23 protein-coding genes and 1 pseudogene are annotated in these 23710 nt (G+C 37.0%); 10 read left to right on the forward strand and 14 right to left on the reverse strand.

The window, feature by feature from the left end; translation table 11 throughout:
* The first annotated feature begins 199 nt into the window (after positions 1–199).
* Complete coding sequence (locus H6F45_RS20250; RefSeq protein ID WP_096564952.1) at positions 200–565, forward strand: hypothetical protein; 366 nt, start codon at positions 200–202, stop codon at positions 563–565.
* Between the two features lie 105 nt (positions 566–670).
* Here H6F45_RS20250 and H6F45_RS20255 read toward each other — a convergent pair whose 3' ends face one another.
* Positions 671–1666: a PRC-barrel domain-containing protein gene (locus tag H6F45_RS20255; protein ID WP_190348214.1), complete on the reverse strand. Its 996-nt coding sequence runs from the start codon at positions 1664–1666 to the stop codon at positions 671–673.
* Positions 1667–2373: 707 nt separating this feature from the next.
* Between H6F45_RS20255 and H6F45_RS20260 the strand changes: the two genes are divergently transcribed.
* Together H6F45_RS20260 and H6F45_RS20265 are read left to right on the forward strand one after the other, a co-directional pair.
* Positions 2374–3132: a Uma2 family endonuclease gene (locus H6F45_RS20260; protein ID WP_190348215.1), complete on the forward strand. Its 759-nt coding sequence runs from the start codon at positions 2374–2376 to the stop codon at positions 3130–3132.
* A 429-nt stretch (positions 3133–3561) separates the two neighbouring features.
* On the forward strand, positions 3562–4203 hold the full coding sequence (locus tag H6F45_RS20265) for a type I restriction enzyme HsdR N-terminal domain-containing protein (protein WP_096564946.1): 642 nt from the start codon (positions 3562–3564) through the stop codon (positions 4201–4203).
* A 28-nt stretch (positions 4204–4231) separates the two neighbouring features.
* Here H6F45_RS20265 and H6F45_RS20270 read toward each other — a convergent pair whose 3' ends face one another.
* From H6F45_RS20270 to smc, 9 genes are all read right to left on the reverse strand, one after another.
* Positions 4232–4489, reverse strand: coding sequence for a PIN domain-containing protein (locus H6F45_RS20270; protein ID WP_137667935.1), 258 nt, complete (start codon positions 4487–4489; stop codon positions 4232–4234).
* Positions 4489–5301, reverse strand: coding sequence for a DUF4276 family protein (locus H6F45_RS20275; RefSeq protein WP_190348216.1), 813 nt, complete (start codon positions 5299–5301; stop codon positions 4489–4491). The genes H6F45_RS20270 and H6F45_RS20275 overlap by 1 nt, the downstream gene beginning before the upstream one ends.
* Positions 5295–6497 carry an AAA family ATPase gene (locus H6F45_RS20280; RefSeq protein WP_190348217.1) on the reverse strand — a complete coding sequence of 401 codons (1203 nt, stop codon included), beginning with the start codon at positions 6495–6497 and terminating at the stop codon, positions 5295–5297. Before H6F45_RS20280 ends, H6F45_RS20275 begins: the two co-directional genes overlap by 7 nt.
* A gap of 403 nt (positions 6498–6900) precedes the next feature.
* A complete protein-coding gene (locus tag H6F45_RS20285; RefSeq protein ID WP_190348218.1) occupies positions 6901–7527 on the reverse strand; it encodes a Uma2 family endonuclease in 627 nt (208 codons plus the stop codon).
* 132 nt (positions 7528–7659) lie between these two features.
* Complete coding sequence (locus H6F45_RS20290; protein WP_199301864.1) at positions 7660–7947, reverse strand: hypothetical protein; 288 nt, start codon at positions 7945–7947, stop codon at positions 7660–7662.
* A gap of 154 nt (positions 7948–8101) precedes the next feature.
* A complete protein-coding gene (locus tag H6F45_RS27110) occupies positions 8102–8227 on the reverse strand; it encodes a hypothetical protein (protein ID WP_277877004.1) in 126 nt (41 codons plus the stop codon).
* A gap of 62 nt (positions 8228–8289) precedes the next feature.
* Positions 8290–9393, reverse strand: a complete 1104-nt coding sequence (locus H6F45_RS20295; protein ID WP_190348219.1) for a hypothetical protein — start codon at positions 9391–9393, stop codon at positions 8290–8292.
* A 2-nt stretch (positions 9394–9395) separates the two neighbouring features.
* Positions 9396–10526, reverse strand: coding sequence for a hypothetical protein (locus tag H6F45_RS20300; RefSeq protein WP_199301865.1), 1131 nt, complete (start codon positions 10524–10526; stop codon positions 9396–9398).
* Between the two features lie 215 nt (positions 10527–10741).
* Positions 10742–14383, reverse strand: coding sequence for a chromosome segregation protein SMC (gene smc / locus H6F45_RS20305; RefSeq protein ID WP_190348220.1), 3642 nt, complete (start codon positions 14381–14383; stop codon positions 10742–10744).
* A 274-nt stretch (positions 14384–14657) separates the two neighbouring features.
* Between smc and H6F45_RS20310 the strand changes: the two genes are divergently transcribed.
* The 3 genes from H6F45_RS20310 (at position 14658) to H6F45_RS20320 (ending at position 16431) form a co-directional block, all read left to right on the forward strand.
* A complete protein-coding gene (locus H6F45_RS20310; RefSeq protein WP_190348221.1) occupies positions 14658–15140 on the forward strand; it encodes a GNAT family N-acetyltransferase in 483 nt (160 codons plus the stop codon).
* Between the two features lie 23 nt (positions 15141–15163).
* Complete coding sequence (locus tag H6F45_RS20315) at positions 15164–15856, forward strand: ComF family protein (protein WP_228051621.1); 693 nt, start codon at positions 15164–15166, stop codon at positions 15854–15856.
* Positions 15857–15936: 80 nt separating this feature from the next.
* The gene (locus H6F45_RS20320; protein WP_190348222.1) at positions 15937–16431 is read left to right on the forward strand and encodes a PPC domain-containing protein; all 495 of its coding nucleotides are present in this window, start codon (positions 15937–15939) and stop codon (positions 16429–16431) included.
* A gap of 87 nt (positions 16432–16518) precedes the next feature.
* Here the strand turns inward: H6F45_RS20320 and H6F45_RS26705 are convergent.
* A pseudogene (locus tag H6F45_RS26705) lies at positions 16519–16632 on the reverse strand (RNA-guided endonuclease TnpB family protein); the annotation flags it as partial.
* A gap of 96 nt (positions 16633–16728) precedes the next feature.
* Here H6F45_RS26705 and H6F45_RS26710 point away from each other — a divergent pair.
* Entirely contained in the window at positions 16729–16908 is a 180-nt protein-coding gene (locus H6F45_RS26710; protein WP_242052686.1) for a hypothetical protein, read from the forward strand.
* On the opposite strand, the gene H6F45_RS20330 is transcribed toward H6F45_RS26710, so the two are convergent.
* Positions 16830–17573, reverse strand: a complete 744-nt coding sequence (locus H6F45_RS20330; RefSeq protein ID WP_096564935.1) for a response regulator transcription factor — start codon at positions 17571–17573, stop codon at positions 16830–16832. The two genes, H6F45_RS26710 and H6F45_RS20330, sit on opposite strands and share 79 nt — an antisense overlap.
* Before the next feature lie 157 nt (positions 17574–17730).
* Between H6F45_RS20330 and H6F45_RS20335 the strand changes: the two genes are divergently transcribed.
* Both H6F45_RS20335 and hetI read left to right on the forward strand, forming a co-directional pair.
* Complete coding sequence (locus H6F45_RS20335) at positions 17731–18804, forward strand: alpha/beta fold hydrolase (RefSeq protein WP_190348223.1); 1074 nt, start codon at positions 17731–17733, stop codon at positions 18802–18804.
* Positions 18805–18975: 171 nt separating this feature from the next.
* Entirely contained in the window at positions 18976–19695 is a 720-nt protein-coding gene (gene hetI, locus H6F45_RS20340; protein ID WP_190348224.1) for a 4'-phosphopantetheinyl transferase HetI, read from the forward strand.
* 77 nt (positions 19696–19772) lie between these two features.
* On the opposite strand, the gene H6F45_RS20345 is transcribed toward hetI, so the two are convergent.
* Positions 19773–19976, reverse strand: coding sequence for a hypothetical protein (locus H6F45_RS20345; protein WP_096564929.1), 204 nt, complete (start codon positions 19974–19976; stop codon positions 19773–19775).
* Between the two features lie 219 nt (positions 19977–20195).
* On the opposite strand from H6F45_RS20345, the gene H6F45_RS20350 reads away from it, so the two are divergent.
* A complete protein-coding gene (locus tag H6F45_RS20350) occupies positions 20196–22124 on the forward strand; it encodes an acetate--CoA ligase family protein (protein WP_190348225.1) in 1929 nt (642 codons plus the stop codon).
* A 105-nt stretch (positions 22125–22229) separates the two neighbouring features.
* On the opposite strand, the gene H6F45_RS20355 is transcribed toward H6F45_RS20350, so the two are convergent.
* Positions 22230–23273 (reverse strand): 3-deoxy-7-phosphoheptulonate synthase, encoded by a 1044-nt coding sequence (locus H6F45_RS20355; RefSeq protein WP_190348226.1) that lies wholly within the window; start codon positions 23271–23273, stop codon positions 22230–22232.
* Positions 23274–23710: the final 437 nt, after the last annotated feature.

A 23710-nucleotide genomic window follows, 5' to 3' on the forward strand; every position in this document is an offset into this window, starting at 1 on the left:
TCATTTAAGGTCATTTAAGGTGTAGTTGAAAATTTAATTTTTATAAATAGGGCGGGCAAGATGACCACCCCACAAGAGTTTGAGGTAACTAGATATGTAAATTAGATGTCATTTAGTTAACTGAACTCAACTGTGCTTAATTGCACCGAAAGCACTTGATAGTTTGGGAACAACAAAAACAAATCACAGGAGTTCCTAAATGTCCTTACTCAATAATCAAGAAAACCATTTAGTTGTAAATAACTTACCATTTTCTACTCCCTTAGAAACCAAATCTGATCACATTATTGAAGTAGCAACCCAGCAACCAGGAGACATTTACAAAGTTGTGTCTGAGCATCCTCATAGTCCAGTAGCCTGGGGTTTTGCTACAGCTATAGTAATAGTAGCAATAGGAGGGGTAATCAAGGTATGGAAATCTGACCCACAAGAATTGAAATATCTGGGTGAATGTATATCAACGGTTATCCACGCTGTAGCTGACTTTGTACAAGTTCTCAAATCTCAAAACAAGGAAGATCATCAGGAAGAGAACAAGGGTGATCAGAACAAAGATAACAAGTAATAATATTGTGGGATGGGCTTCTAGCCCGTCCGGTTTCGCGGTTGGGTTGACACTGAAACAAATCCCCGACTTATTGACTAAATCGGGGATCTAGATTTACAAAACTTAATATCCGCCTTCTTCTTCGTATTCCACCTGTCTTTCCTTCACCTTCTTAGGAATATTCACGGGTTTGGGTGCATCATCCCAAGCATCACCTTCTACATCATCATAATCATCATATTCATCAGCGTAGGTTTTGCTGTAGGGTTGAGGTGCTGGTTTTTTAGGTGCTGGTGCTTGATATCTATCGCTACTCGTTGCTTCACTCCAGTTATCTTCCTCTTCCTCTTCGTAGCGTATGGATTCGTAAGCGCGGGCTTCCATTACCCGACGTTGTGGACGTTCTTCTTCTATATAATCTTCCGTCCATTCTTCCTCTTCCCGTGCTACAGGTTCAGGAGTGCGAACTTTTGGCCGGGGTGGTTCTAATGGTACTCCGCTAGGTAACTGGTTTGCTGGAGAAACTGCGCGGGGTGCAGAATAACCATATTCTTCTTCTGCATCTCTTTCCCAAGGCGCTCTACCAATACCCAACCGTTCTAAAACACCGACTGTTAACTGGTTTACCCGTTCTTCCGCACCTTCAAATACAATTAGTCTACTCGGTCCAGTGCTGACAACTTCATCTATGGATATTTCGTAGGTACTCAAAAACTGGTCAGGTATTTGGGGTACTCCCAAGGAGGCGATGACGATAGAGTAAATTTTACCACTTTCGCCATTGAATTTAAAGCCCCTAACTCTGCCTAATACTTCCCCTGTTTCAGTGATCACTTCCCAGTTCATCAAGTTACTGAGAGCTTCCACCTCAACATCTTCGATCACATCTTCGTTATCAACCAAGATCACATCACCGATTTGGTTGATACTGCTAAGATACATTTGGCGAGGCAGTCCAGAGATAGAGATCAGGCTGTCTCGCAACCCAAGCGCCACAACCTCTCTTTGATCAATGTCTACCCAAAGTTGACTCACGATACCGAGCCTTTTGCCATTATCGCGGGTAATTACTTGGGTGTTTAATATATCGGAACGTCTAATTATTTGTTCGGAGGTCATTCTATAGGTCGTCCTGTTATCTTAGCGTGCCGTAGGCAATCTGTAATCCGGTTTGTATATAAACTATTTTTAACAGAAAATCAAGGTAATTGGTGATTGGTCATGGGTAATTGGTCATGGGTAATTGGTCATGGGTAATTGGTCAGAATATTATTCTACTCTTGCCTTTTGCCTTTTGCTTATCACCTTGAGGTTGAGTTACGCCAATTGTACGTTCAATTGTACGTTCGGCTGATTTTATCATCGGAAGGCGCAAACTGACAACAATAAACTATGCCTGTTGGGCTTGTTGTTTAATCATTCTAGCTAATCTTTCCACGTTTGCCCCATCCAAAAATATATCTACTTCATCAATACCTTACCTTAGCCAAAACGCTGAAACCCTATTGATATCGTCACGATTTCATTGGGTTTCAGACCTATATTTGGAAAATTGGCATAGGTAAGCTGTTGTGCATTTAATTTGTATAAGTGGAACAGGCAAGATGCCTGTTCCACAAAAGTTCAGAATATTAGGATTATACAATTTAGCTGTGTAACAGCTTATTGCTTCATCAAATGAGATTTTTTCAGACAGTCATACCCAGAGCAACAGTATCCTCCTGTAGTCACGTCTATGTTAAGCTAGGTGGTTATAATAAGTTTAAATGCTCAAATTGCGAAGATTATCCTCAATCAGCGACGCTAACGCAGGGAGCTAATCAATCATGTATCAAATAGATCCACCATTATCTCCTCAAGAAGCATTGCCTACAATGTATGATTTACCCAGTGAAAATCAGGAGGAACGGGGATTGCCGGATGAATTTCACCTATTACAACCTGAATTATTACGCCTTACGTTTCGCCCACCTACCTATACTGAAGATAATATATTTACAGGCAGTGATTTAAACTTATATTATGATCCTCTCCATCCCCAATGGTATAAACGCCCTGATTGGTTTGCGGTGTTGGGGGTGTCTCGATTTTATCAACAAACAGAACTCAGATTAAGTTACGTTACTTGGCAGGAGGGAGTAAATCCTTTTGTGGCTATAGAATTGATCTCACCAGGTACGGAAGCGGAAGATTTAGGTAGAAGTTTAAGGGAAGTTAATCAACCGCCTAATAAATGGTCAGTTTATGAACAAATCCTGAGAATCCCCTATTATTTTGTTTATAACCGTTATACAGATGAGTTTAATTGTTTTGGGTTGGTAATGAGTCGTTATCAGCCTTTGTCAATAAATGGACTAGGGGTATGGTTAGAAGAAGCAGAATTGGGTTTAGGATTATGGCATGGAGAATATCAAGGATTAACTAGATCGTGGCTACGTTGGTATGATCGAGATAATAATTGGTTGCCTACACCTGTAGAACAAGAAAAGCAACGTGCTGAACAGGAAAAGCAGCGTGCAGATTTAGCCGAAGCAGAATTAGCTAAATTAAGACAGTTATTAGCAGAAAAGGGAGTTAATTTGTAGTATTTCCATAAATGGTGAACTCGCACTAATGAATAATCAAAATATCTCTGGTCATTTCTAAAAAATCATAGGTCAAAAACAATTCGATTATTTGAGTAATATTTTGTAGAAAAAGCTGTTCAATTTGTTTGTTACTGATATTACCTGTCGTTATTAGTATTATACAGAATTTTTCCGTATAACACCCTGCGGCAAGCGATCACCCCAACTCAACACCAAAATATCACAATATTATTTACTCTAATGATTTCTTATACAGCGATCACTTAATAATTATAGATTGGCGATTCCCGCAGAGCGATAGTTCCCTCCGAGACGCTTTGCGAACGCGATCGCTCTTTTCTTCGTATGTATCGTATATTAAGTATTAGAACCTAGATAAAATTCCTAAACTTCTAAAATTCATGTAATTGCTACAAGGATTTAACTGTGATTACAAATGCTAGTAGCCTTACCCTTAGCAATCTCCGTCAAACCTTTGGCTTGAGACTCAATTCTAGCGATCGCTTTTTTGATGAATGGTTAAATAATGCGCCGACTCTAACCGAAGCGGAACTACAAGGACTAGATCGCCTCACTCGTAACTATACCTATCTCAGTCAAGAGGAAGCACCACTCGAAGAAATTGTTAAGCTTGTCGTGGTATCGCCATTGCTAGATTTGGCTGGTTTCTATCAATCTCCTTTTTTGGTAAAAGCAGAAGTAAGCACCAATATCGAAGTTGCTGACGAAGCTAATGCTATGGTGGTTCAAGGCAGAATTGATATTTTGGTAATCCAAGATAGTTTTTGGATTTTGGTAATCGAATCAAAACCTGCAAGGCTAGACGTTACCGCAGGAATTCCTCAAGCACTCACCTACTTGTTGAGCGCTCCTAATTTGCAGTCAAGTTGTTATGGAATGGTGACAAATGGCAGAGAAGTATTGTTTTTGAAATGCGATCGCAGCCAAGATGCCCCTCAATATACGCGATCGCATACTTATCGGTTACTTGAAAATACATCAGAACGTATACAAGTTTTGCAGGGACTTAAACAAATTGGGACTTATATTGGCGATTTAAGGCGTTAGGCGATCACCTTTATCAATCATTCCCACCTCACATGACTGATGTAGATAAATAACTATATTTGACTATATTTTTGTTATTCAAACCCAATACTGCTTGCCGTGCTTGCTCAATGCTGAGAGTATGTTTGCGAGAAATATAGAAAATATCCGTTAGCGTTGTTGCTGTCACATAGCCAACAACTTGACCACTATCAATCGCTTGAAACAGCAGTTCTGCATCTTGGGAAAATGGCTCTCGTTGCAATAGAAAATCTAGGACAATATTGGTATCAACTAAAACTCTCATTAAAGATACTTCTCCGCTCCTCGCTCTTCTAACATTGCAGCTACTTGCTCATCAGTTGGGGCAGGTTGATCTGTTTTCAATAAGCCCCGCATCCGTATCTGATCCTTGATTTTAGTAAATAGGCGATCGCAATAAGGGGAAGATTGACGAACTATATCGGCATTAAGACGTTTTAAAATTTCTAAAGCATGGTGAGGTGGACGACGAGTTTTTTTATCATATTTACCATGTTTAGAATGACGAGTTGCTGACTCTAACCATACTAATAAAGTTTTAGGAGAAACCTGTTCTATATTTTGGTAATTTCTCATTCCTCTTGTGATTTTTTCTTCTTTAAATCCTTCACCATAGAAGTTTCTTAAAGCATCAATATCAGCAACAAACCAAGATTCCATTGCTTGAACCATAAAGTGACATTGATCATCATCATAATCCAGGTTATCACCTCTAATCCAGGATTGATCCTCTTTTCTATTTCTCAAATGTTCCCAAGAATTTTGATCAGGAGATATTGGAGATTCGGAATCAATTAATAAAATATTGAAAGATTCAGGATTAGATTCTAAGGACAATTTAAAATTTTCATAAGCATCTGCACGAGAACCGCACATGACTATCCTAAACTCTATTTTTTGTTCTTTAGCGAGATCAACTAATTCTTGAAAAAGTTGACTAAATCCTTCACGGAGACTGCTTGTAGTTTCCTTACCTGCAATAATTTTACTTCTAAAACCTGGACGTTGCATTGGTAAAAGTTCGTCATCATCATTTGCATTTCCAGCACCCTCAATATAAATATGAATACTCACCATCTATTTCCACCAATTTCCCCTATTCTCCAAAGATCACCAAGAGTATATTTTTCCAACCATTTTTTTAATTTTTCTGGTTGAAGTCTCCTTAAATGAGTTCCTGTATTATCTCTTTCACAAACTACTACAGATTCAGGATATTCACTCAACGCAGAAACCAAAGCATCAGAATGAGTTGTGATAATTAATTGAGTTCTCTGAGATGCTTCAATTAACAATTCTGCAATTGTTGGTAAAATATCTGGATGTAAACCTAATTCTGGTTCTTCAATACAAATTAGTGGTGGTGGAGTAGGATCTAAAAGTAACGCCATTAAAAACAAATATCGCAATGTTCCATCAGATAACCTAGTAGCTGGAATTGGTTGAATTAACCCTTTTTCCCGAATAAATATTTGTACAGTACCGCCATATATTCTCACATCTAATTCTTCCGCTTCTTCATAAAATTTTTCTAGATATTCAATAATTTTTCTACTACCTAATCTATATTTTAAATCATTTAAAAACAAACCTAAATTACTACCATCTTCCAATAAAGGATGTTGAGGCAAATCAGCTTTTTGAGCATTTCTTGGTTCTGAATATCTCCCAATTTGCCAATGACGATATAAACCTATCTGAGAAAATTCTGTACTCAGATAAGAAAGTTCAGGATATAAGTCAGGATCTTTTCTTTGAGATAAAACTGACTGATCTAAAATTAAATCTTCTCTGCGGAGATTTCTTCTAAACTCCTTACCATCATCTGTAATTGTGTTAATATTTAAAACAGGCCGACCATTTTGATAACGATAATAAAAATATACATCTTGTCGTCCTTCATAGACTTGTGCATTTTCTATAGCTTCATCTACTAATTCTAATCTTTGTCCTACTTCTGTTATGCTTAATTTATAATGTAGATTATTTTCATGTCTTTCTGGATAATTTAATATAACGTCTATATTAGCTATAGAATTACTTTTTTCACCTTTCCATAAAAATTCATTAATACCTCCACCTTGACGAAATGGTGCTGGTAAATCTGTGGGTGTTGCTTTTAAAATACCAAAAGCTTCAATAAAATTAGATTTACCAGAAGCATTGGGTCCAATTAACACATTTAGCGGTTGTAGTTCTATTTCTTCCCCCATACTTCCATAGGAAAGAAAGTTTTGTAATTTGATTTTATGAATAAATCTTTTACCTTCCATTTACTTCTCCTAATATTAAATAAAACTATATTTTTGCTAATATTTTGGGTCACTTTACTCTAATGTAGCTATCCATTTCCTGATAGTGAATAAACAATTATTGATCTTTTGCGATCGCTTGATGGTAGTTTAAATATCTGCTCTTTAAGTTCTTGTAACAACATAGATAGCTCCCATACTTGAATGGTTGTCTAATATATGTTGTCTATTCAACATATTATAAACAATCTCGGTTTATCAGTCTAATTTGAGCGATCGCACTTTATCAATCTAAGCAATAAGCGATCGCCCCCGACTCAAAACCAAAATATCACAATATTATCCGTTCCCATGATTTGTTATGGAGCAAATCGCCTAATCCTCGGTAACTATTTTATCCTAAGTAAACATGGCTTACAGCACTTTATCTGCCAGCCTTTAAAACTTGTTCGGCTGTCAGTTTGAGATTTGGGAATGTCAGCGAAGTAATGGGTTGATTGCCTCGAATCTGCTGAATTTCATACTCTCCTTTCACTAACGTACAAATGGAAAGGGTTGGTTGTTTCGGTTTCCCAATATGTCGAGTCCCGCCCAGACCTGCATAATCCGCAATCCAATATTCAGGAATACCTAAAATTGCGTAGTCTTCGACTTTACGCGCATAGTCGTTTTGCCAGTTGCTACTAACTACTTCCATCACAAATTTAATCGAACTGCCCAGGGTGATGATTGATTGGTCATTCCAAAGTAGTTCTTTCGCAAGTTCATTGCGATCAATAACCATAACATCAGGTCGAAATGCTGTCATACCCAAGTTAGAAGGACGTAGTAATCCTCGCTGAAGGACAAACCAATTTAAACCTATTGCATCAATTTGGGCGCAGATTTTTGTGGTGGTAAAAGCTGAAACTTCTTCATGGTAGCCTGTTGGTTCCAAATCAAATACCTCTCCATCAATCAATTCGTAGCGGTTACTGTCACCATAACGGACGATAAAATCACCAAAACTTAGTAACTGCTGTTGTATTGGTATTCCGGTTGCAATGGTCATAGGTCAACTTAGCCCCATCAATATCATCACTCTAGCATTTTCGCTAAATCCATCTACTCCGATTTCTTAACCTTTGCGATCGCTTCACAATTACTTGTGTTTGGCGATCGCTATTACTGTGAGTCATGATTTTTAGTTAATAGACATCAAATTCTCAAAAGGATGACGATTTTTCCAGCGGTAAGTATTAAAGTACCGAAAATCAACAGATAGAATCCGCCCATGCCCCAAATGTTCGGCAAGAATAATCAATGAAGCGTCCGCTAAATCCATTGGCAGAGAACTATATTGATTCATCAATTCACTGATTCTTTTCCCATCTTGAACCTTGAGATCAAAAACCTCAAAAGCACCAATTTCTAAGCTATGAATAAACGTCTGTTGAGCATTTGTGCCTTGGCTGATTTTGCAATGACTCAATTATGGCACTTACTAAGGCAAGGCGATCGCTTGATGGTAGTTTAAATATCTGCTCTTTAAGTTCTTGTAACAACATAGATAGCTCCCATACTTGAATGGTTGTCTAATATATGTTGTCTATTCAACATATTATAAACAATCTCGGTTTATCAGTCTAATTTGAGCGATCGGCGATCGCACCTAACCCTATAGCTAAAAATTGACGTACTTGATAAAGTTGAGCTTTACTATTGTAATTTTGGATATGCTCTAAAAGCAGTATTGAATGTTTTCCTAACACTGAATTACAATCATTTTACTCATTTGGGAAATGCGATCACATTGCTCTATGTTTCTGAATATTCACCGACTAAATATTTGACATAGTACCTCACGCAGCAAGGGTTCAGCAAATTCAACTACAAATCCTTCATCATCATTAGACATAACATATTCACCTATGCGATTGTGAGCAGTACAACATCTTACACGATATATACAATAGGCTGAAAAATTAATCACTAAATCATCATAGGTATTTTCTGATATGCCTTTGATAGATTTACCTCTAGAATTACTTCGGGTAAATCCTCCCCTGTTCATCAAATCTACAAATGGAATCATCTTATCAGGATCAATTTTGTAAGGATTTCCGTCTTTCCCATAATCAAAAAAAATCTCTAATCCCTTAGCTAGATAATTTGAAGATTTGATTCTGTTGAGGCAGTTCGCTATTTTATCAACATCTAGCTTACCTTCTTTATCCTTATCTTTTAGTAAAATTTTTAACCTATCCAATTCCTTAGTATTGCTATATTGATTGAGTAATTGTCCTATTCCTTGTAAATCATCATTTAAACTTTTTATTTTCTCAACTAGTTTCCAGTCGAAAATCAGTTCTAGAAGATGATAAAGCTTCAAAAATCTTTCAAAAGCATAGGGTTGGACTACCGAACGAATGCAACTTTCTTTATGATAGTCAGTTGGAAGTTCAATTCTAGGTCTAGCAATCAATTTAGAAGGCTGAAAATGATATGCTTCCTGTAAGCTAGATTCACCATTTGAATGAAAAAATCCTCCCCAAATAGGTGCAGAATCCATATATTTATTTTTATAATCGTCATATTCACATACATCAATCACTAAGTAGTTTTTAGTAAATTTGTAGGGAAGTCCAACCTCAAACGTATGTTTATCAACTTCATGAATATAAGCAATATACCTTGCGTCTGTTAGACTTGCAATATTTATATCAGTAAGAGATTTACATATACAGAGAAAACCCAAAAGATTATCATGCTCATTACAAACTTCAATGTCTACATCACCTTCGTAAGAAAATGATACTGCATCTACTTGTATCGGTATCATCCCGTTCAAAGTACAAATACCATCATGCTCAGAGAAGTGAGTTATATCATAGCGAAGCTCGCTATCATCAAGTTCTTTTAAATCATCATAGTTCATAGTTATTCTGCTGCTGTTATCCAACAATTAAGAAAAGGTACTTTTCCTGCCTCACGAAAGTATTCTTTGAATCCATTTGTCAGAAGTTTCCTTTTTGCAAAGCCCAGACTTACCTTACGCGGATTAAATCCACTTTCTAACTCCTGTAATTTTTCTAACGCGAGAGGATCATCATTCTCTTTTGTATCTCTAAGTAATTTTAGGAGAGTATCTAAAGCCTTTTGTACTCGCTCTGAATTATTGCTAGAAACAAGCGCAAGGGCAGCAAAAAAAGAGTTCATAACACTTTCTTCTCCAAACCATTTTATACCATTTGGTATTTCCTTATCAGCATTTCCTATATATATTCGAGATACTTCAACATCTAAATCAGCATAAATTTTTAGATAATTTTTGAAAGCATCAAATTGCTCTCCAAGTTGCTCTTCTGTAGAATCCAAAATTTCTTCTTCCACTAATTTCTGCGCGACAACATTTTGTCTCTGTGTTTCTGGACTTTTGGTTATAAAACTTTGATATGCGGTGGCAATTCTATCAAGAGGGTACTTCCTAGCCTTTTTTCGGCGTGCAGATTCTTTTTCTTTGAAAATTTCAATATCTGGTATTTCGTCCTTAAGTGTGTCATTTAGAGTGATAAACAAAAGACCGATCTGATGTTTCATTGACATAGGTTTCTGTCCTGCATTTAGGACAATAATCCGGTAAATAAGATTTCGGATGTTACCTTCAAGCCAGAACTCCACAAGAAGTTTCTGTTCTGAGTTAAAGTCAAAATCCTCCTTAGCTATGTCCTTTAGAATAAACGTCCGTTGTAATCCATCTAAAATATTTACTTGTCCTGGTTTACTTAATGCCCTTTCAAGTTCTTGCCTGTCATCTTTTTGTACAATTGGTAAGATATCACTCACTAATTCTGGTTTTACTGCGAGAGTTATGGAAGGCAACAAAGCACCATTCATGATGTCAACTTTCATGCGTTCATAAGCTTTATATTTCTCGCGTTTTCTTTGAGGTTCATAATCATCAAAATTATCACCTACTAAATCTAAATAGTCTTGTATAGATAATTGAGCATAAAGAATATCTGTATTGGTTCGTAAATCTTTTGCTTTTCCAATGATTTTTACTTGCATAAGGTCATTTTTACCTAAAATTGGGCATTTGAATAACTCATAAAAATTAAATATATTGTATCATCAGTTACGTCCTGTTTGCTGTACCGTAGGCAATCTCGAATCCGGCTTATGTATATCACTATTTTTAACACAAACGTGACAATTGAGAATAGGCAATTGAAAAGTTAAATTTTTATTACCATTCTTAATTCTTAATTCTTAACTCTTACCTATCAATCAGATGATTTCAATTTAATCCCCAAAACCTGAGTATAAGCACCTCTAGCTTGAGTCACCCCTATTGTACGCTGTGCCGATTCTATCATCGGACGACGCAGACTCACAACGATAAACTGCGCTTGTTGTGCTTGTTGTTGAATCATTCTCGCTAATCTTTCCACATTTGCCCCATCCAAAAACATATCCACCTCATCAAAGGCGTAAAATGGGGATGGGCGATAACGTTGCAGTGAGAAAATAAAACTTAGTGCTGTTAAAGATTTTTCTCCCCCAGACATGGATGCTAAACGTTGTACGGGTTTTCCTTTGGGGTGTGCAACTAAGTTTAAACCACTAATAAAGGGATCTTCCGGGTTATCAAGTTGTAAATAACCGTCACCATCGGATAAGGTGGCAAAAATTGATTGAAAGTTCTCGTTTACTGCGTCGAAAGCTTCTTTAAAAGCAGTTTGTCGTAAAGTGGTAAAATTCTCAATCCTTAATAATAATTCTGTTCTTTCTGCTTCTAAAGTTTCTAATTTCTGGGTTAGTTCTTGTAAACGTCCTTCTACTATTTCATAATCAGTCAAAGCTAACATATTTACGGGTTCCATTGTCTGTAAACGTTTGCCTAAACTGCGTAATTCTTTCTGCAATTCTTCTAAATCTACTTTATCCGGTACTTCTGGTAAGGGGTTGGGTAATTCTGCGGCTAAGGTTTGCAATTGCGCTTGCAATGCAGTTAAGTCTTCTCTGCGTTTTTCTTGGGTTTGTTGCAGCTTCTCAATTTCCCATTGTAATTTTTGTTGACGTAATATTAAATCTCTTAATTCCTGTTCTGCTGTATCTCGTTTCTTTTTCTCCTCACCTAAATTCTGCTCAAGTTCTTTTAAACTAGCTTGAGTTGCGGTAATTTGAGTATTCAGTTCTGCAAGTTGACTGTTAACTGTTGACTGTTGACTTTCAAGATTAGTTTTTTCATTTTGATATTCAATAACTCGCGTTTCTGATTCGGTAATTTTCTCTTGTAAACGCTGTTTCTGATTTTCCAGGTTTTGCAATCTTTGTTCTACTTCCCTGACAGTAGTTTCTTTTTGTTGTAATTGCTGCTCTTGTTCTCTAATGGTAGCTTGAATTTCCTGCCATTCGCTGGGGGTTTGCGATGCTTCCAACTCAGCTAAGGTATGTCGTAATTGTTGCAGTTGATTTTCTTGATCTGGTAATTCCCGATCTAGAACTTCTAACCGAGTTTGAGCATGATTGAATTTTTCAGTATTTTGGGATAGTTGAGAGCGGGTATTTTCTAACTGCGCGTTTAAAGTTTTTACCTCTTTTTTTAACTGTTCTAAATATAATTGTTGTTCTCTGCGCCCTTGTCTTGCTTCCGTTAACTCCAAACTTAGTTGTTTACTACGAGCAGATAAATTAGTGATAGCTTCTGCACAACGTTCTAAAACTCTTTCAATATCTCCTAGTCGCGTCCTTAAATTGACAACTTCCTCAGATTCTTTTTGTTCACCAGTGCCAAATTTTAAACTTGAGCGTTGCGTATTACTACCACCAGTCATAGCACCGCTAGTTTCTAATAATTCCCCATCTAAGGTAACAATGCGATAAAGTCCGATTTGAGTTCTCGCTTGTTCCAAAGTTCTGAAAACTACTGTATTTCCAAAAACATACTTAAAAACTTCTTGATAACGCTGCTCGCACTCTACCAGATTCATCGCATATTCAACAAAACCATCAACATAACGCAGTGTTAAATCTGGGGTAAACTTAGAAGCTTTTATTTTATTCAAAGGTAAAAAAGTTGCTCTTCCCGCACGTTTTTGTTTTAATAATTCAATTCCCGCAGCAGCAACACGATCATCTTCTACTACTATATGACCTAATCTTGCACCCGCAGCAGTTTCCAAAGCCAGATGATAGCGAGAGTCAACCTTACCCAAATCTACAACTAATCCACATAAACCGGGTAAACCAGATTGAATAATAATTTTACTTGCTTGAGTTCCCTGTACTTCTTGCTGTGCTTGGGTTTGTGCTTCCAGTTTATCTAGCTGACGTTGTTTATCGCGTTGTTCTTGTAATAAACGTTTTTGGGTATCTTGTTGTATTTGTAATTCTTGATCTGTCGCTGCTAAATTCTCTGCTAAATTTTGAATCGGTTTACTAGAACCGTTAAACTCAACTTCTAATTTTTCGCATTCTGCTTGTTTTTCTGCCAATTGTGGTTCTAAATCAGCAAGAATCTGAGATTCTTCTGTAATAAGTTCCTGTAACTGAAAATTCCTTTCTCTCAGTTGTGCTTGCTCAGTTCTTTGAGGTTCAATAGTTTGCAGTAAAGTTTCAATTTGCCGACTTAAAGCTGTTTGTTGTTGTACCCAAACTTCCGAAGCGGTAGCAATTTCCGCAGCAACTTGACGAGATGATTCTAACCTTTCTCGTGCTTGATTGCGTTCATTTTGCAAAGACGTTAAATTTAAACTTGCTGAATTATATTGTTGTTGATTTTGTTGGAGAGAAACCTGATACTCTTGAATTTCCTGTTGAGTTTGGTTTAACCGTTTAACAGTTTCCTGTAAATGAGACTCTAACTCACCCTTTTGTCGTTGAAGTTGCTTGCGTTCCGCTTCTTTGGTTGCAAAAGTAGACTGAACCGCTAAAAGCTGATCCTCACCCAAAGATTTTACATGAGCATTTAATTCATTGAGAAGTGTACTTTGTTGATCAATATTTTGATTGACAGTATTTAAACTTTCAGAAATTTGAGTAAACGCAACATCACCAGCTTGAATATCCGTTGCTAACTTTTCCTGCTGTGCTTGGAGAGAACGCCATGATAACACAGATTCCCAAGATTGCTTTTCTTGAAACTCCTGTTTTAACTGACGATACTTTTCAGCTTTTAGCTTATCTTGATAAAGGCGATCGCGTTGTAAAGTCAACTCCCCTTCTATAATTTTACAACTATCTTCCTTTTCCTTAACCTCATCTAAAGTTCCCTTAGCTTGATTAATCTTTCTATCAAACGCAGCAACACCAGCTAACTCATCAATAATTTCTCGACGTTCCCTAGCATTCATAGAAATAATGCTGGTGACATCACCCTGCAAAACCACATTATAACCTTCAGGGTAAATTCTTAAATTTTCCAACTCCTCATGTAATTCAGTCAAAGTACAAGAAGACCCATTAATATAATAATTAGAAGTATAACCACCCTGAGAGTTAACCCGTAAACGTCGAGTAACACTCCACTCAGTTGGTGACTGGGGACTGGTGACTGGTGACTGGGAATTATTTTCCGCTTCCTCTACTTCCCTAACTTCCTCAACTTCCTGATCTTCCTCACTCTGCGCCTTTGCGTCTTTGCGTGAGACAATATCAGAAATATCAAAAGTAACAGTTACAATAGCCTCAATGGCATTACGTCCTTTAGCGACTTGATTATTATTAACCAAATCTGGCAATTTATCAGCACGCATACCCTTAGAACTGGATAGTCCTAAGCAGAACAGCAACGCATCCAGAATATTTGACTTTCCCGATCCGTTAGGACCAGAAATGACAGTACAACCCGGTAGTAAAGGGACAGAAGTTGTACCACCGAAAGACTTAAAATTAGTAAGTTCAACCCGCTTGATATGCACCATTATGGGCGCTGCTTCACTGTAAACTGGTATAAAGGAACAAGTGTATCAATTATTTTTTAATATTTGCAACTGTTTAGGAATTTTAGATTTTGGATTTTAGATTGATTCTGATAATTAATACTAACAACTTACCTTAATATTTAACTTAATATTTAACTTAATATTTAACTTAGATTTTAAATCCAACCTCTGACACAAAAAATCTCTCGAAAACATCCTTCCTTTGTGTACTTTGCGTACTTTGTGGTTCGTTCCTCTTAATTCCCTAATCAACATGAAACTATTGTACCAAAACTTTATCATTCGTGACTGGCAAAAGAGCGATTGCACAGCAGCAGCAAACGTAATTAGTACAGTCTTAGCAGAATATGGCTTAGGTTGGGAAGCAGACGGTGCAGATAGAGACGTTTTAGAAATTGAGGAATATTACTTAGCTGTTGGTGGTGAATTTTGGGTAATTGAACACCAAAACAAAATAGTAGGTACAGGGGCATATTATCCCATAAAACGGGGAGAACAGGCTGTAGAAATCAGAAAAATGTATCTTTTACCAGAAATTCGTGGTTTAGGTTTAGGAAAATATTTATTACAGCAGCTAGAATTAACTATAGAAAAACGCGGATTTAAACAAATTTGGATAGAAACAGCCAGCGTCTTAAAAGAAGCAGTCCAGCTTTATGAGAATAATGGATATATCCCCGCGACAGGAGTGGAAACAAAAAGATGCGATCGCGTGTATGTGAAATACTTGAGGTGACTGGTGACTGGGAAAAATAACTAATGACCAATCAGCAATTAGCAATTACTATGTTTAAAAATTTACTAAATTTGTTTTTACAGAACAATTGCCCTATCTGCCAGCGAAACACAAAACAGCAACTTTGTCAATATTGTAATAAACAATTACAAAGCTGCCATCTGCAAAACCCCAATGTCTTATGGAAAGAACCTTTACCCGTGTTTAGTTGGGGGAGTTATGGAGGAACATTAAAAAGGGCGATCGCCGTCATGAAATATGAAAACCAGCCAGAAATGGGGCGGTTATTGGGTCAGTATCTAGGAGAATCATGGATATTAAATTGTACATTAAAAAATCAAAAACCTGTAATTGTACCCATACCACTTCACCCAAAAAAGCTCAAAGAAAGGGGTTTTAATCAAGCTGAAATAATCGCCCAAGGATTTTGTCAGATCACTGGGTTAAAATTAAAATCAAATGGGTTAGCCAGAGTTAAAGATACAAAAGCACAATTTAGCGTATCCGGTGCAGAACGAGAACAAAATTTAGCAGATGCTTTTGCTCTAGGATCGGATTTTAGCCGTATTCGTCCAGATGCACCCGTGCTGTTAGTGGATGATATTTATACTACTGGCGCAACCGTCAAATCTGCTGTATATACACTTAATCAAGGTCATATTTCTGTATTGGGGGTAGCTGCTGTAGCCACAACGGGTAAAGATAGATCAGCCTAGAGTTAATGGGCAACTTGTGGGTGATAAATCTATAATTAACAAAATTATACCCTGTGTTTGAGGGAAAAATGTTTTCATTTATGAACAAAGGTTTTGCAGTGGGTTTAAAAAAAATAATTATCTTTCCTGTAAGTATACTGACAATTTTAATCAGTATAAATACAGTATTTGCTCAAAATACGAATAATGCAAATACAAATACAAATACAAATACAAATAATTTATATAAACCCATTCCCTTAAATAGTAGTTCAGAAATTGCTGATACATTAAAAGCTACAGACATTCCCACAGGTCAAGGGGGGTTTGCGCGTGATTATACAGTCAAATTAAATAAAGGTGATAATTTAGCAATTGATTTGTCATCTGAAAACTTTGACACTATTATTACTCTTTTAGGTCCTGATGGTTCAACGGTGGCAGAAAATGATGATGGACCTGATGGTACAAGTAATTCTCTCCTGTTTACCCGCATCACCGAAACAGGAAATTATATTGTTCGTGTCCGGTCTTTTGGAGAAACTGGGGTTGGTAACTTTAAACTCAAGGTGACAAAACTGCAAGCAGTTAAGTAGGGTGTGGGGAGATGGAGAGCATTGTCCTGATTGATTATTTACTAAACAATGTTGAATATTGCACCAACAAGCCTAGATTTTTGAAGTAGCCATTGAATTTAATTTCTCAGCAAAATCAAATTCCGACGCTAATACAGCAGTATACTTATTCAGGTCGTAGGGTTTAACATTTTGATTGTCCATCCAAAACCGTAGGCACTGCTTGGGGAGAGAACCACCTCGCTTGTTAGACACCGCAAGGGATCTAATCTAAGTGGACTCGTTGAACCAAGAATCTCCGTGGCTTCAGCCCGGAGAGTGTCAAAATTAACTATCCCCAGTCCCCAGTCCCCAGTCCCCAGTCCCCAGTCCCCAGTCCCCAGTCCCCAGTCCCCAGTCCCCAGTCCCCAGTTCCCATATCACTCAACTAATGTAGCGGTAGTTCCCTCACTTGATGGTGGTGCGCTGGGCAACTCTAGACAGTATCCTGCACCATAAACCGTCTTAATGTAGCAGGGATGGCGAGGATCTGGTTCGAGTTTAGTTCTCAAGTGGCGAATATGCACCCGAATAGTTTCAATGTCATCATCAGGGTCATAACCCCAAACTTCTCGCAAAATTTCACTGGGAGAAACTGTTTGTCCATGACGCTGAAGCAAGCAATGAAGCAACTCAAATTCTAAATGAGTCAGTTTTACAGTTTCACCAAACCAAATGGCCTCAAATCTTTCTGGAACGAGGGTAAGAGAACCATAGTTAAGAATTTCACTGTGTTTTGCGGCTTGGGGAATGCGGTCAGTACGTCGTAACAAAGCCCGCACTCGTGCCAGCATTTCTTCTACTTCAAAAGGTTTGGTCAAGTAGTCATCTGCGCCAGCATTGAAACCCTCAACTTTATATTGAGTTTGGTTTAATGCTGTCAGCATTAAAACCGGAATTTCAGATGTGCGATCATCCCGACGTAAACGCTGGCAAATGGTAAAACCGTCTACTTTGGGCAACATCAGATCAAGCATGATCAAGTCGGGTTGTAACTGGAGCGCCAGCGCCTGACCTTTGATGCCATCTTCAGCTTGACTAACATCGTAGCCAGCCATTTCCAAGTTGACGGCAACAAGTTCTGAAATCGCTGGGTCATCATCTATGACAAGAATCCTGGGCATTATTAAAAAATTATGACTACTTTATTTAAGGATAAATTAAGAACCTTTGAGAGATACAAAGATTACTTTTTTGATTGTAAAAAAAGATTTAAAATCCAACATAAATATTAAAATTAGAGATTGTGAAAACAATACTAATTTACACGAAAATTAATATATGGTGTGTAACTCTACCTACAGTCCGCCCTATTTCTTGCGAAATGGTGCTGCCATGACTGCTTACACTGCTTTATGGGCAGGAAATAACTGGGAAAGCACAATTTCACACCCAGAACCACTTTATCAGCAGGTCGTATTTACGGGAGGGCAGGATGTACCAATTTTCGGTTGGGTTGCCATACCCGAAAATGCCCACAGCACAATTATTGGCACTTATGGTATTACAGGAGAGTTAGAACAACAATGGTTTTTAAGATTGTTGGGACGTAAAGCATACTCTCAAGGTTATGCTGTGGTTCTCTTTGATTGGCGGGCGCATGGTAAAACGGCAGAATTATCCCCAACTTTAACTTCTGATGGGTTGTATGAAGGGGAAGATTTTGTCAGAATTGCCCAGCAAACGGTAGCAATGGGTTGTCCTCCAAAATGCTGGTTTACAGGGTATTCTCTAGGGGGACAATTGGCGCTGTGGGGAATCAAAGCAGCACAAGATTTTAAATTACAAGATATAGACATTGCTGGAGGAGCAGTGATTTGTCCTAGTTTAGATTCGTTGCGATCGCTCACTTATTTAGTCACTCACCCTTTTGGTAAGTATGTTGAATCCCGCATTGCTGGAGAATTAAAAAAACTAGCCTGGAAATTACATCATACTCATGATAATTCTTTTGATTCGGCAGCAATAGAAAGAGCAAATAGCATTTGGGGATTTGATGAAGAACTTGTCATTGGCCGCTTGGGTTTTAGTTCTGTGGAAGAATATTATCAGACCAGCAGTGGTTTACATCTGTTACCTCTGTTGCAAAAACCAACTTTAATTATTTATGCTGCTGATGATCCCTTATTTCATCCCGATCTTGTTGATGATTTAAAAGTTGCCAGTGCCAAAAATCCTGCTATAGATTTGTTACTTACATCCTACGGTGGTCATGTAGGTTATATAAGTAGTAAAAAGTGTCAAATTCAATCCCAAGATCCTGATCAATGGTGGGCTTGGAATCGTATTTTAGAATGGATAGGAATTAATGAAGGCAGGAGGCAGAAGGCAGAAGACAGGAGTCTGTTATTATAAGGGGTATTTATCATAAATCTCCCAAAAATTTTCGCTTTCAAAGGCGGAGTTTTAGACCCTATTCTTTCATCAATGTAGTGCTTAGGTTTATCAGGTAGTATTGATCAAACATACCTGATTTTTTGAAGAATTAATTATCTAGAACCCAAACTTTTTAGTTGTGAATTAGTTGTGAATAACTTTCCCTCAAACTGGCTACCTGCACCTAAAAAATTAGTATTGTTATCTGATGATGTGCATATCTGGAAAATAAACTTACAGCAATCTGAATCACAGATACAATCTTTCAGAGAAACTTTATCTAGTGATGAAGTTGCTCGTGCAGAAAGGTTTTATTTTCCTGAACATCGACAGCGTTTTATTGTTGGGCGTGGTAGTCTGCGGACTATTTTAGGAAGTTATTTAGGTGTAGAACCGTCTCAATTAGAATTTGATTATCAACAACGGGGCAAACCAATTTTAGCAGCTAAGTTTGCTGATTCAGGAATATTTTTTAATTTGTCACATTCGCAAGATTTGGGTTTGTGTGGCGTAAGTTATCAAAGATTAATTGGGGTAGATTTAGAATTTATTCGCCCAATGTCTGATTTAGAAAATCTTGTTCGACGTTTCTTTTTACCCCAAGAATATGCAGTAATTAAATTACTTACACCTGAACAAAAACAACAAGTATTTTTTCGTTACTGGACTTGTAAAGAAGCTTATTTAAAAGCCACGGGAGATGGTTTAATTCAATTAGAACAAATCGGAATTGAATTAACACCTACAGAACCTGCTCAGTTAAAAGTTTCAGGAAATTGGCAATTGAAAGAATTACTACCAGCAGATAATTTTGTTGCTGCGGTTGTTGTAGATAATCATAGCAATAATTTCCAATTTTGGCAATTATAGCAGATGAAAAATAACAGATTAAGTCTGTTTCAAACATAATGGGTGAGCTATATGCTATATTTTGTGGGTTGCCCTCTTTAATGAATTTGGTGTCTATAAATTAAATCTGTCAAAAAAAGCCGAGCTTGTTCTAAAGATATATGTCTAGGTTTTCCTTGATAAACAATTTGGTATTCATTCATATTTTGCCCATCTCCATATCCTGAAATTAACTTGCGGTGAAATGCTTCCTCAGCCAATTCTCTAACTTCATTTCTGAGAGCAGAATGTGTGTTATTCATAACTAAGATATCTTCTGAATTACCTGTTTTTCTTTTATTGAAAAAGTAACTTCATTAAATCTATCCCCAGTATTATTTTTATCTTGATTCTCTCAACCGTGATTTCAGAAACTTTAATTAAATGGAAATTATGCCCTGAGATAGCTGAATCTTATTCATAATAGGAGTAAGTTGAACTTGGCTAAATAACCTCAAAAATTGTCAATAAATCGAAAATCAATGGTTCAAGAGCAAAGTACCGATGTCATCCGCATCAATGCTAGAAGAACTGATGTATTTGATATTTTTAACTTCAAGTATTATATTGGACCCAACCCTTATTTAGATACAGGGGCGCTAGTATTTGATTTTTCTTTGACTGAATTTCAAGATCCTTTACCGATAGAGGATTATATTGACGTTATCAGTGATTTTTATCCGCACTTAGCGGAGCAAAGATATCAGTTATATGCTGATTTATTTGCTCGTGTTGTTTCCGAAGTGAGCAAATTAGATATAGGTTTATACCTTAATCTTTGGAGTATCACAGCATATCATTCCTATGTAAGAATTGCCATTCAAGCACTACATGAAGGTACTGCAAGAGCAGTAGTGTACTTGGTTTGGGATTGGTTGGAAAGTATTACTAAAGATGAGTATTTCCCCTTTGAGGAACGGTTAATTAAATTGCAAAATAAGTTCCGAGAATCTGTTTATGGTGGACCAACAGTTTATGCTTTATGGCAAGCTGCATATCAACAAGGTATTCCTACTTGCTATTTATGGGAAGAAGGATTAATGCAATATGGTTATGGTAAAAAACAAGTGCGAGGAGTAGCAACAACTTTTGATATTGATAGTCATCTAGATTCTGAATTTACTACCCGCAAAGATGATTGTAAAGAATTTTTAGAAAGATTGGGTTTTCCCGTGCCAAAGGGTGATATTGTAACTTCAGAAACAGAAGCGTTAGATATAGCTAGAAAAATCGGTTATCCAGTGGCAATTAAACCTGTAGTGGGTCATAAAGGAATTGGTGTAACTCCTAATGTAAATGATTCTAGAAAATTGAAATCTGCTTATAATTTTGCAGTATTAGCAATTCCCGAAGATGAATCAATTAGAATTATTATGGAGCAAAGTATATCAGGAAGGGATTTTCGTTTATTGTGTGTCAATGGTAAATTTGTCGCTGCTACAGAACGTAGGCCACCATCGGTTGTGGGTAATGGATATTCAACAATTAGAGAATTAATTAAAAAAGAAAATCGCAAACCAGAACGGAGAGATACACCCACATCATCCATGAGTAAAATTGTCATTGATGAAGCGATGGAACGATATTTATATGAACAAAGATTAGATGTGGATAGTATAATTGAACGCGATCGCATTATTTATCTTACCAAAGTTGCTAATATCTCATCCGGTGGTATCAGCATTAATGCTACCAATAAAATTCATCCTGATAATATTATCTTAGCAGAAGAAATTGCCCAACATTTTCGCCTTACTTGTTTAGGCATTGATGTGATTACTAAAAATATTTCCCACTCTTGGAAGAATGGTAATTTTGCCATCTTAGAAATTAACGCTGCACCAGGTATTTTCATGCACCTTAACCCCGCGATTGGTACAAGTGTTGATGTTCCTGCCCATATTTTATCAACCTTTTTTCCATCTGCCCAAGATGCCAGAATACCAATTATTACGTTTAATAAAATTACTGTACTTGAATTACAAGCAATAATTGATCAGATTCTTTTACAACATCCACAAATGAAAATAGGTGCTGTGTGTCGCGAGGGAATATTTATCAATCGTTGCCAAAAATTTTGGAGTCAAGAATACAATCGCAATATACAAACTTTGTTGCGTCATCCTCAGCTTGATTTATTAATTGCTGAATACGCAGAAGATACTCTAGAATCAGAAGGAATGGTTTACAAAGGTAGTAATATTGTGGTATTGGATAATCCTACAGAAACAGAAATGATATTATTAAGAGATGCCATAGATGGTTCGATTGTGATCATTAAGAAAGACAACAATGTTTCTATTCTACATAAAGGAGCAAGCGAAGATTTAATTTTAGACGTAGAAACAGATTTTTTCAATGTTTATCTACCAGCAATTGAACAAACAATTACTATAGCAGGTGATTGGTGATTGGGGATACAATTTTGGATTTTGGATTTTGGATTTTGGATTGTATTTCATGAATCCAATCTAAAATCTAAAATCTAAAATCTAAAATTCTCCTGCCTCCTAACTTTACTTGAGTTTGGCATGAGCAGCTAAAATAATTCTTTCTGTTTCTTCCCAACTAATACATTTGTCAGTTACTGAAACACCATATTGTAATTCTTCCCGTTTTCCTGTAATTGGTTGATTACCTTCATATAAATTTGATTCCAGCATCATTCCCAAAATTGAATTATTACCAGCAACTATTTGCTGAATTATATTTTCTAACACCGCAGATTGCAATCTATAATCTTTATTGGTGTTACCATGACTGCAATCAATGACTATTCTTGGTGGTAAACCTGCGGCTTTTAATTGTTCCTCTACCAATTTCACATTCTCCGGATCATAATTAGGCTGACTTCCACCCCGCAAAATTACATGACCATGAGAATTACCTCTTGTTTGAAATACACTCACCTGTCCCTTTTGGTTAATTCCTAAAAAATTATGTGGAGTTTGCGCTGATTTGAGAGCATTCAAAGCCACATTAATATTACCATCTGTACCATTTTTAAAACCCACCGGCATGGAAAGACCACTGGCCATTTCGCGGTGAGTTTGTGATTCAGTTGTCCTCGCTCCAATTGCTGACCAACAAACCAATTCACTGATATATTGAGGAATAATCGGATCAAGTGCTTCCGTTGCTGTTGGTAATCCTAATTCTGCCAATTTTAATAATAAACTCCGAGCAATTAAAATCCCTTTTTCTACATGAAAAGAATCATCCATATCGGGATCGTTAATTAATCCTTTCCAACCTACAGTAGTTCTAGGTTTTTCAAAATAAACCCGCATGATCAGCAACAATTTATCATGCACTTTATCAGCTATAACTTTCAACTTCTCAGCATATTCTATCGCCGCTTTAGGATCATGTATAGAACAAGGACCAACTACAATGAATTTTCTGCTATCTTTAAAATCAAGAATATGTTCTATTTCCTGTCTGAATTGCAAAATTGTATGTTCAGCAGATTTAGTTAAAGGCAATTTTTCTTTAACTTGATTAGGAGTTAATAAAACGTGCGAACTCTTAATATTAGTGTTAATTAATTTGTTGATCATGGTGTAAAACTCTAAACTTGTGTAATGCGCTGTATTGTGTAAAGGAATACTATACACATTTTTCAGGAAAAATACAAGATACATCAGGAGTCAGGAGTCAGGAGTCAGTAGGGGCAACCTTACAAGGGTAGGTTTTTTACATTGTCGTGAGGGCAAGACTTGGGGGACAAGGAAGGACAGTGGACAAGGGAGGAAAACCGTACAAAATCATCTTCTCTTGGTAACAAAAAGACCATTGTGCTGATAAAATCTTCCTTGTCTACTTTCCCTCCTTGTCTTCCAGGTCTTGCCTCAACAGATAATATTAAAAACCTACCCCTGTGAGGTAGGGGCAACCCCCCCCGTGGTTGCCCGTACAGGAGTCAGGAGTAAAACGCTCTTTCGGGCTATGTTTTAATTGAGATGCTGTATCTATAATAGAGAAGTCAGGATATCTA

It is taken from the genome of Sphaerospermopsis sp. FACHB-1194 (assembly GCF_014696235.1).
GTDB classification, from domain to species: Bacteria; Cyanobacteriota; Cyanobacteriia; order Cyanobacteriales; family Nostocaceae; genus Sphaerospermopsis; species Sphaerospermopsis kisseleviana.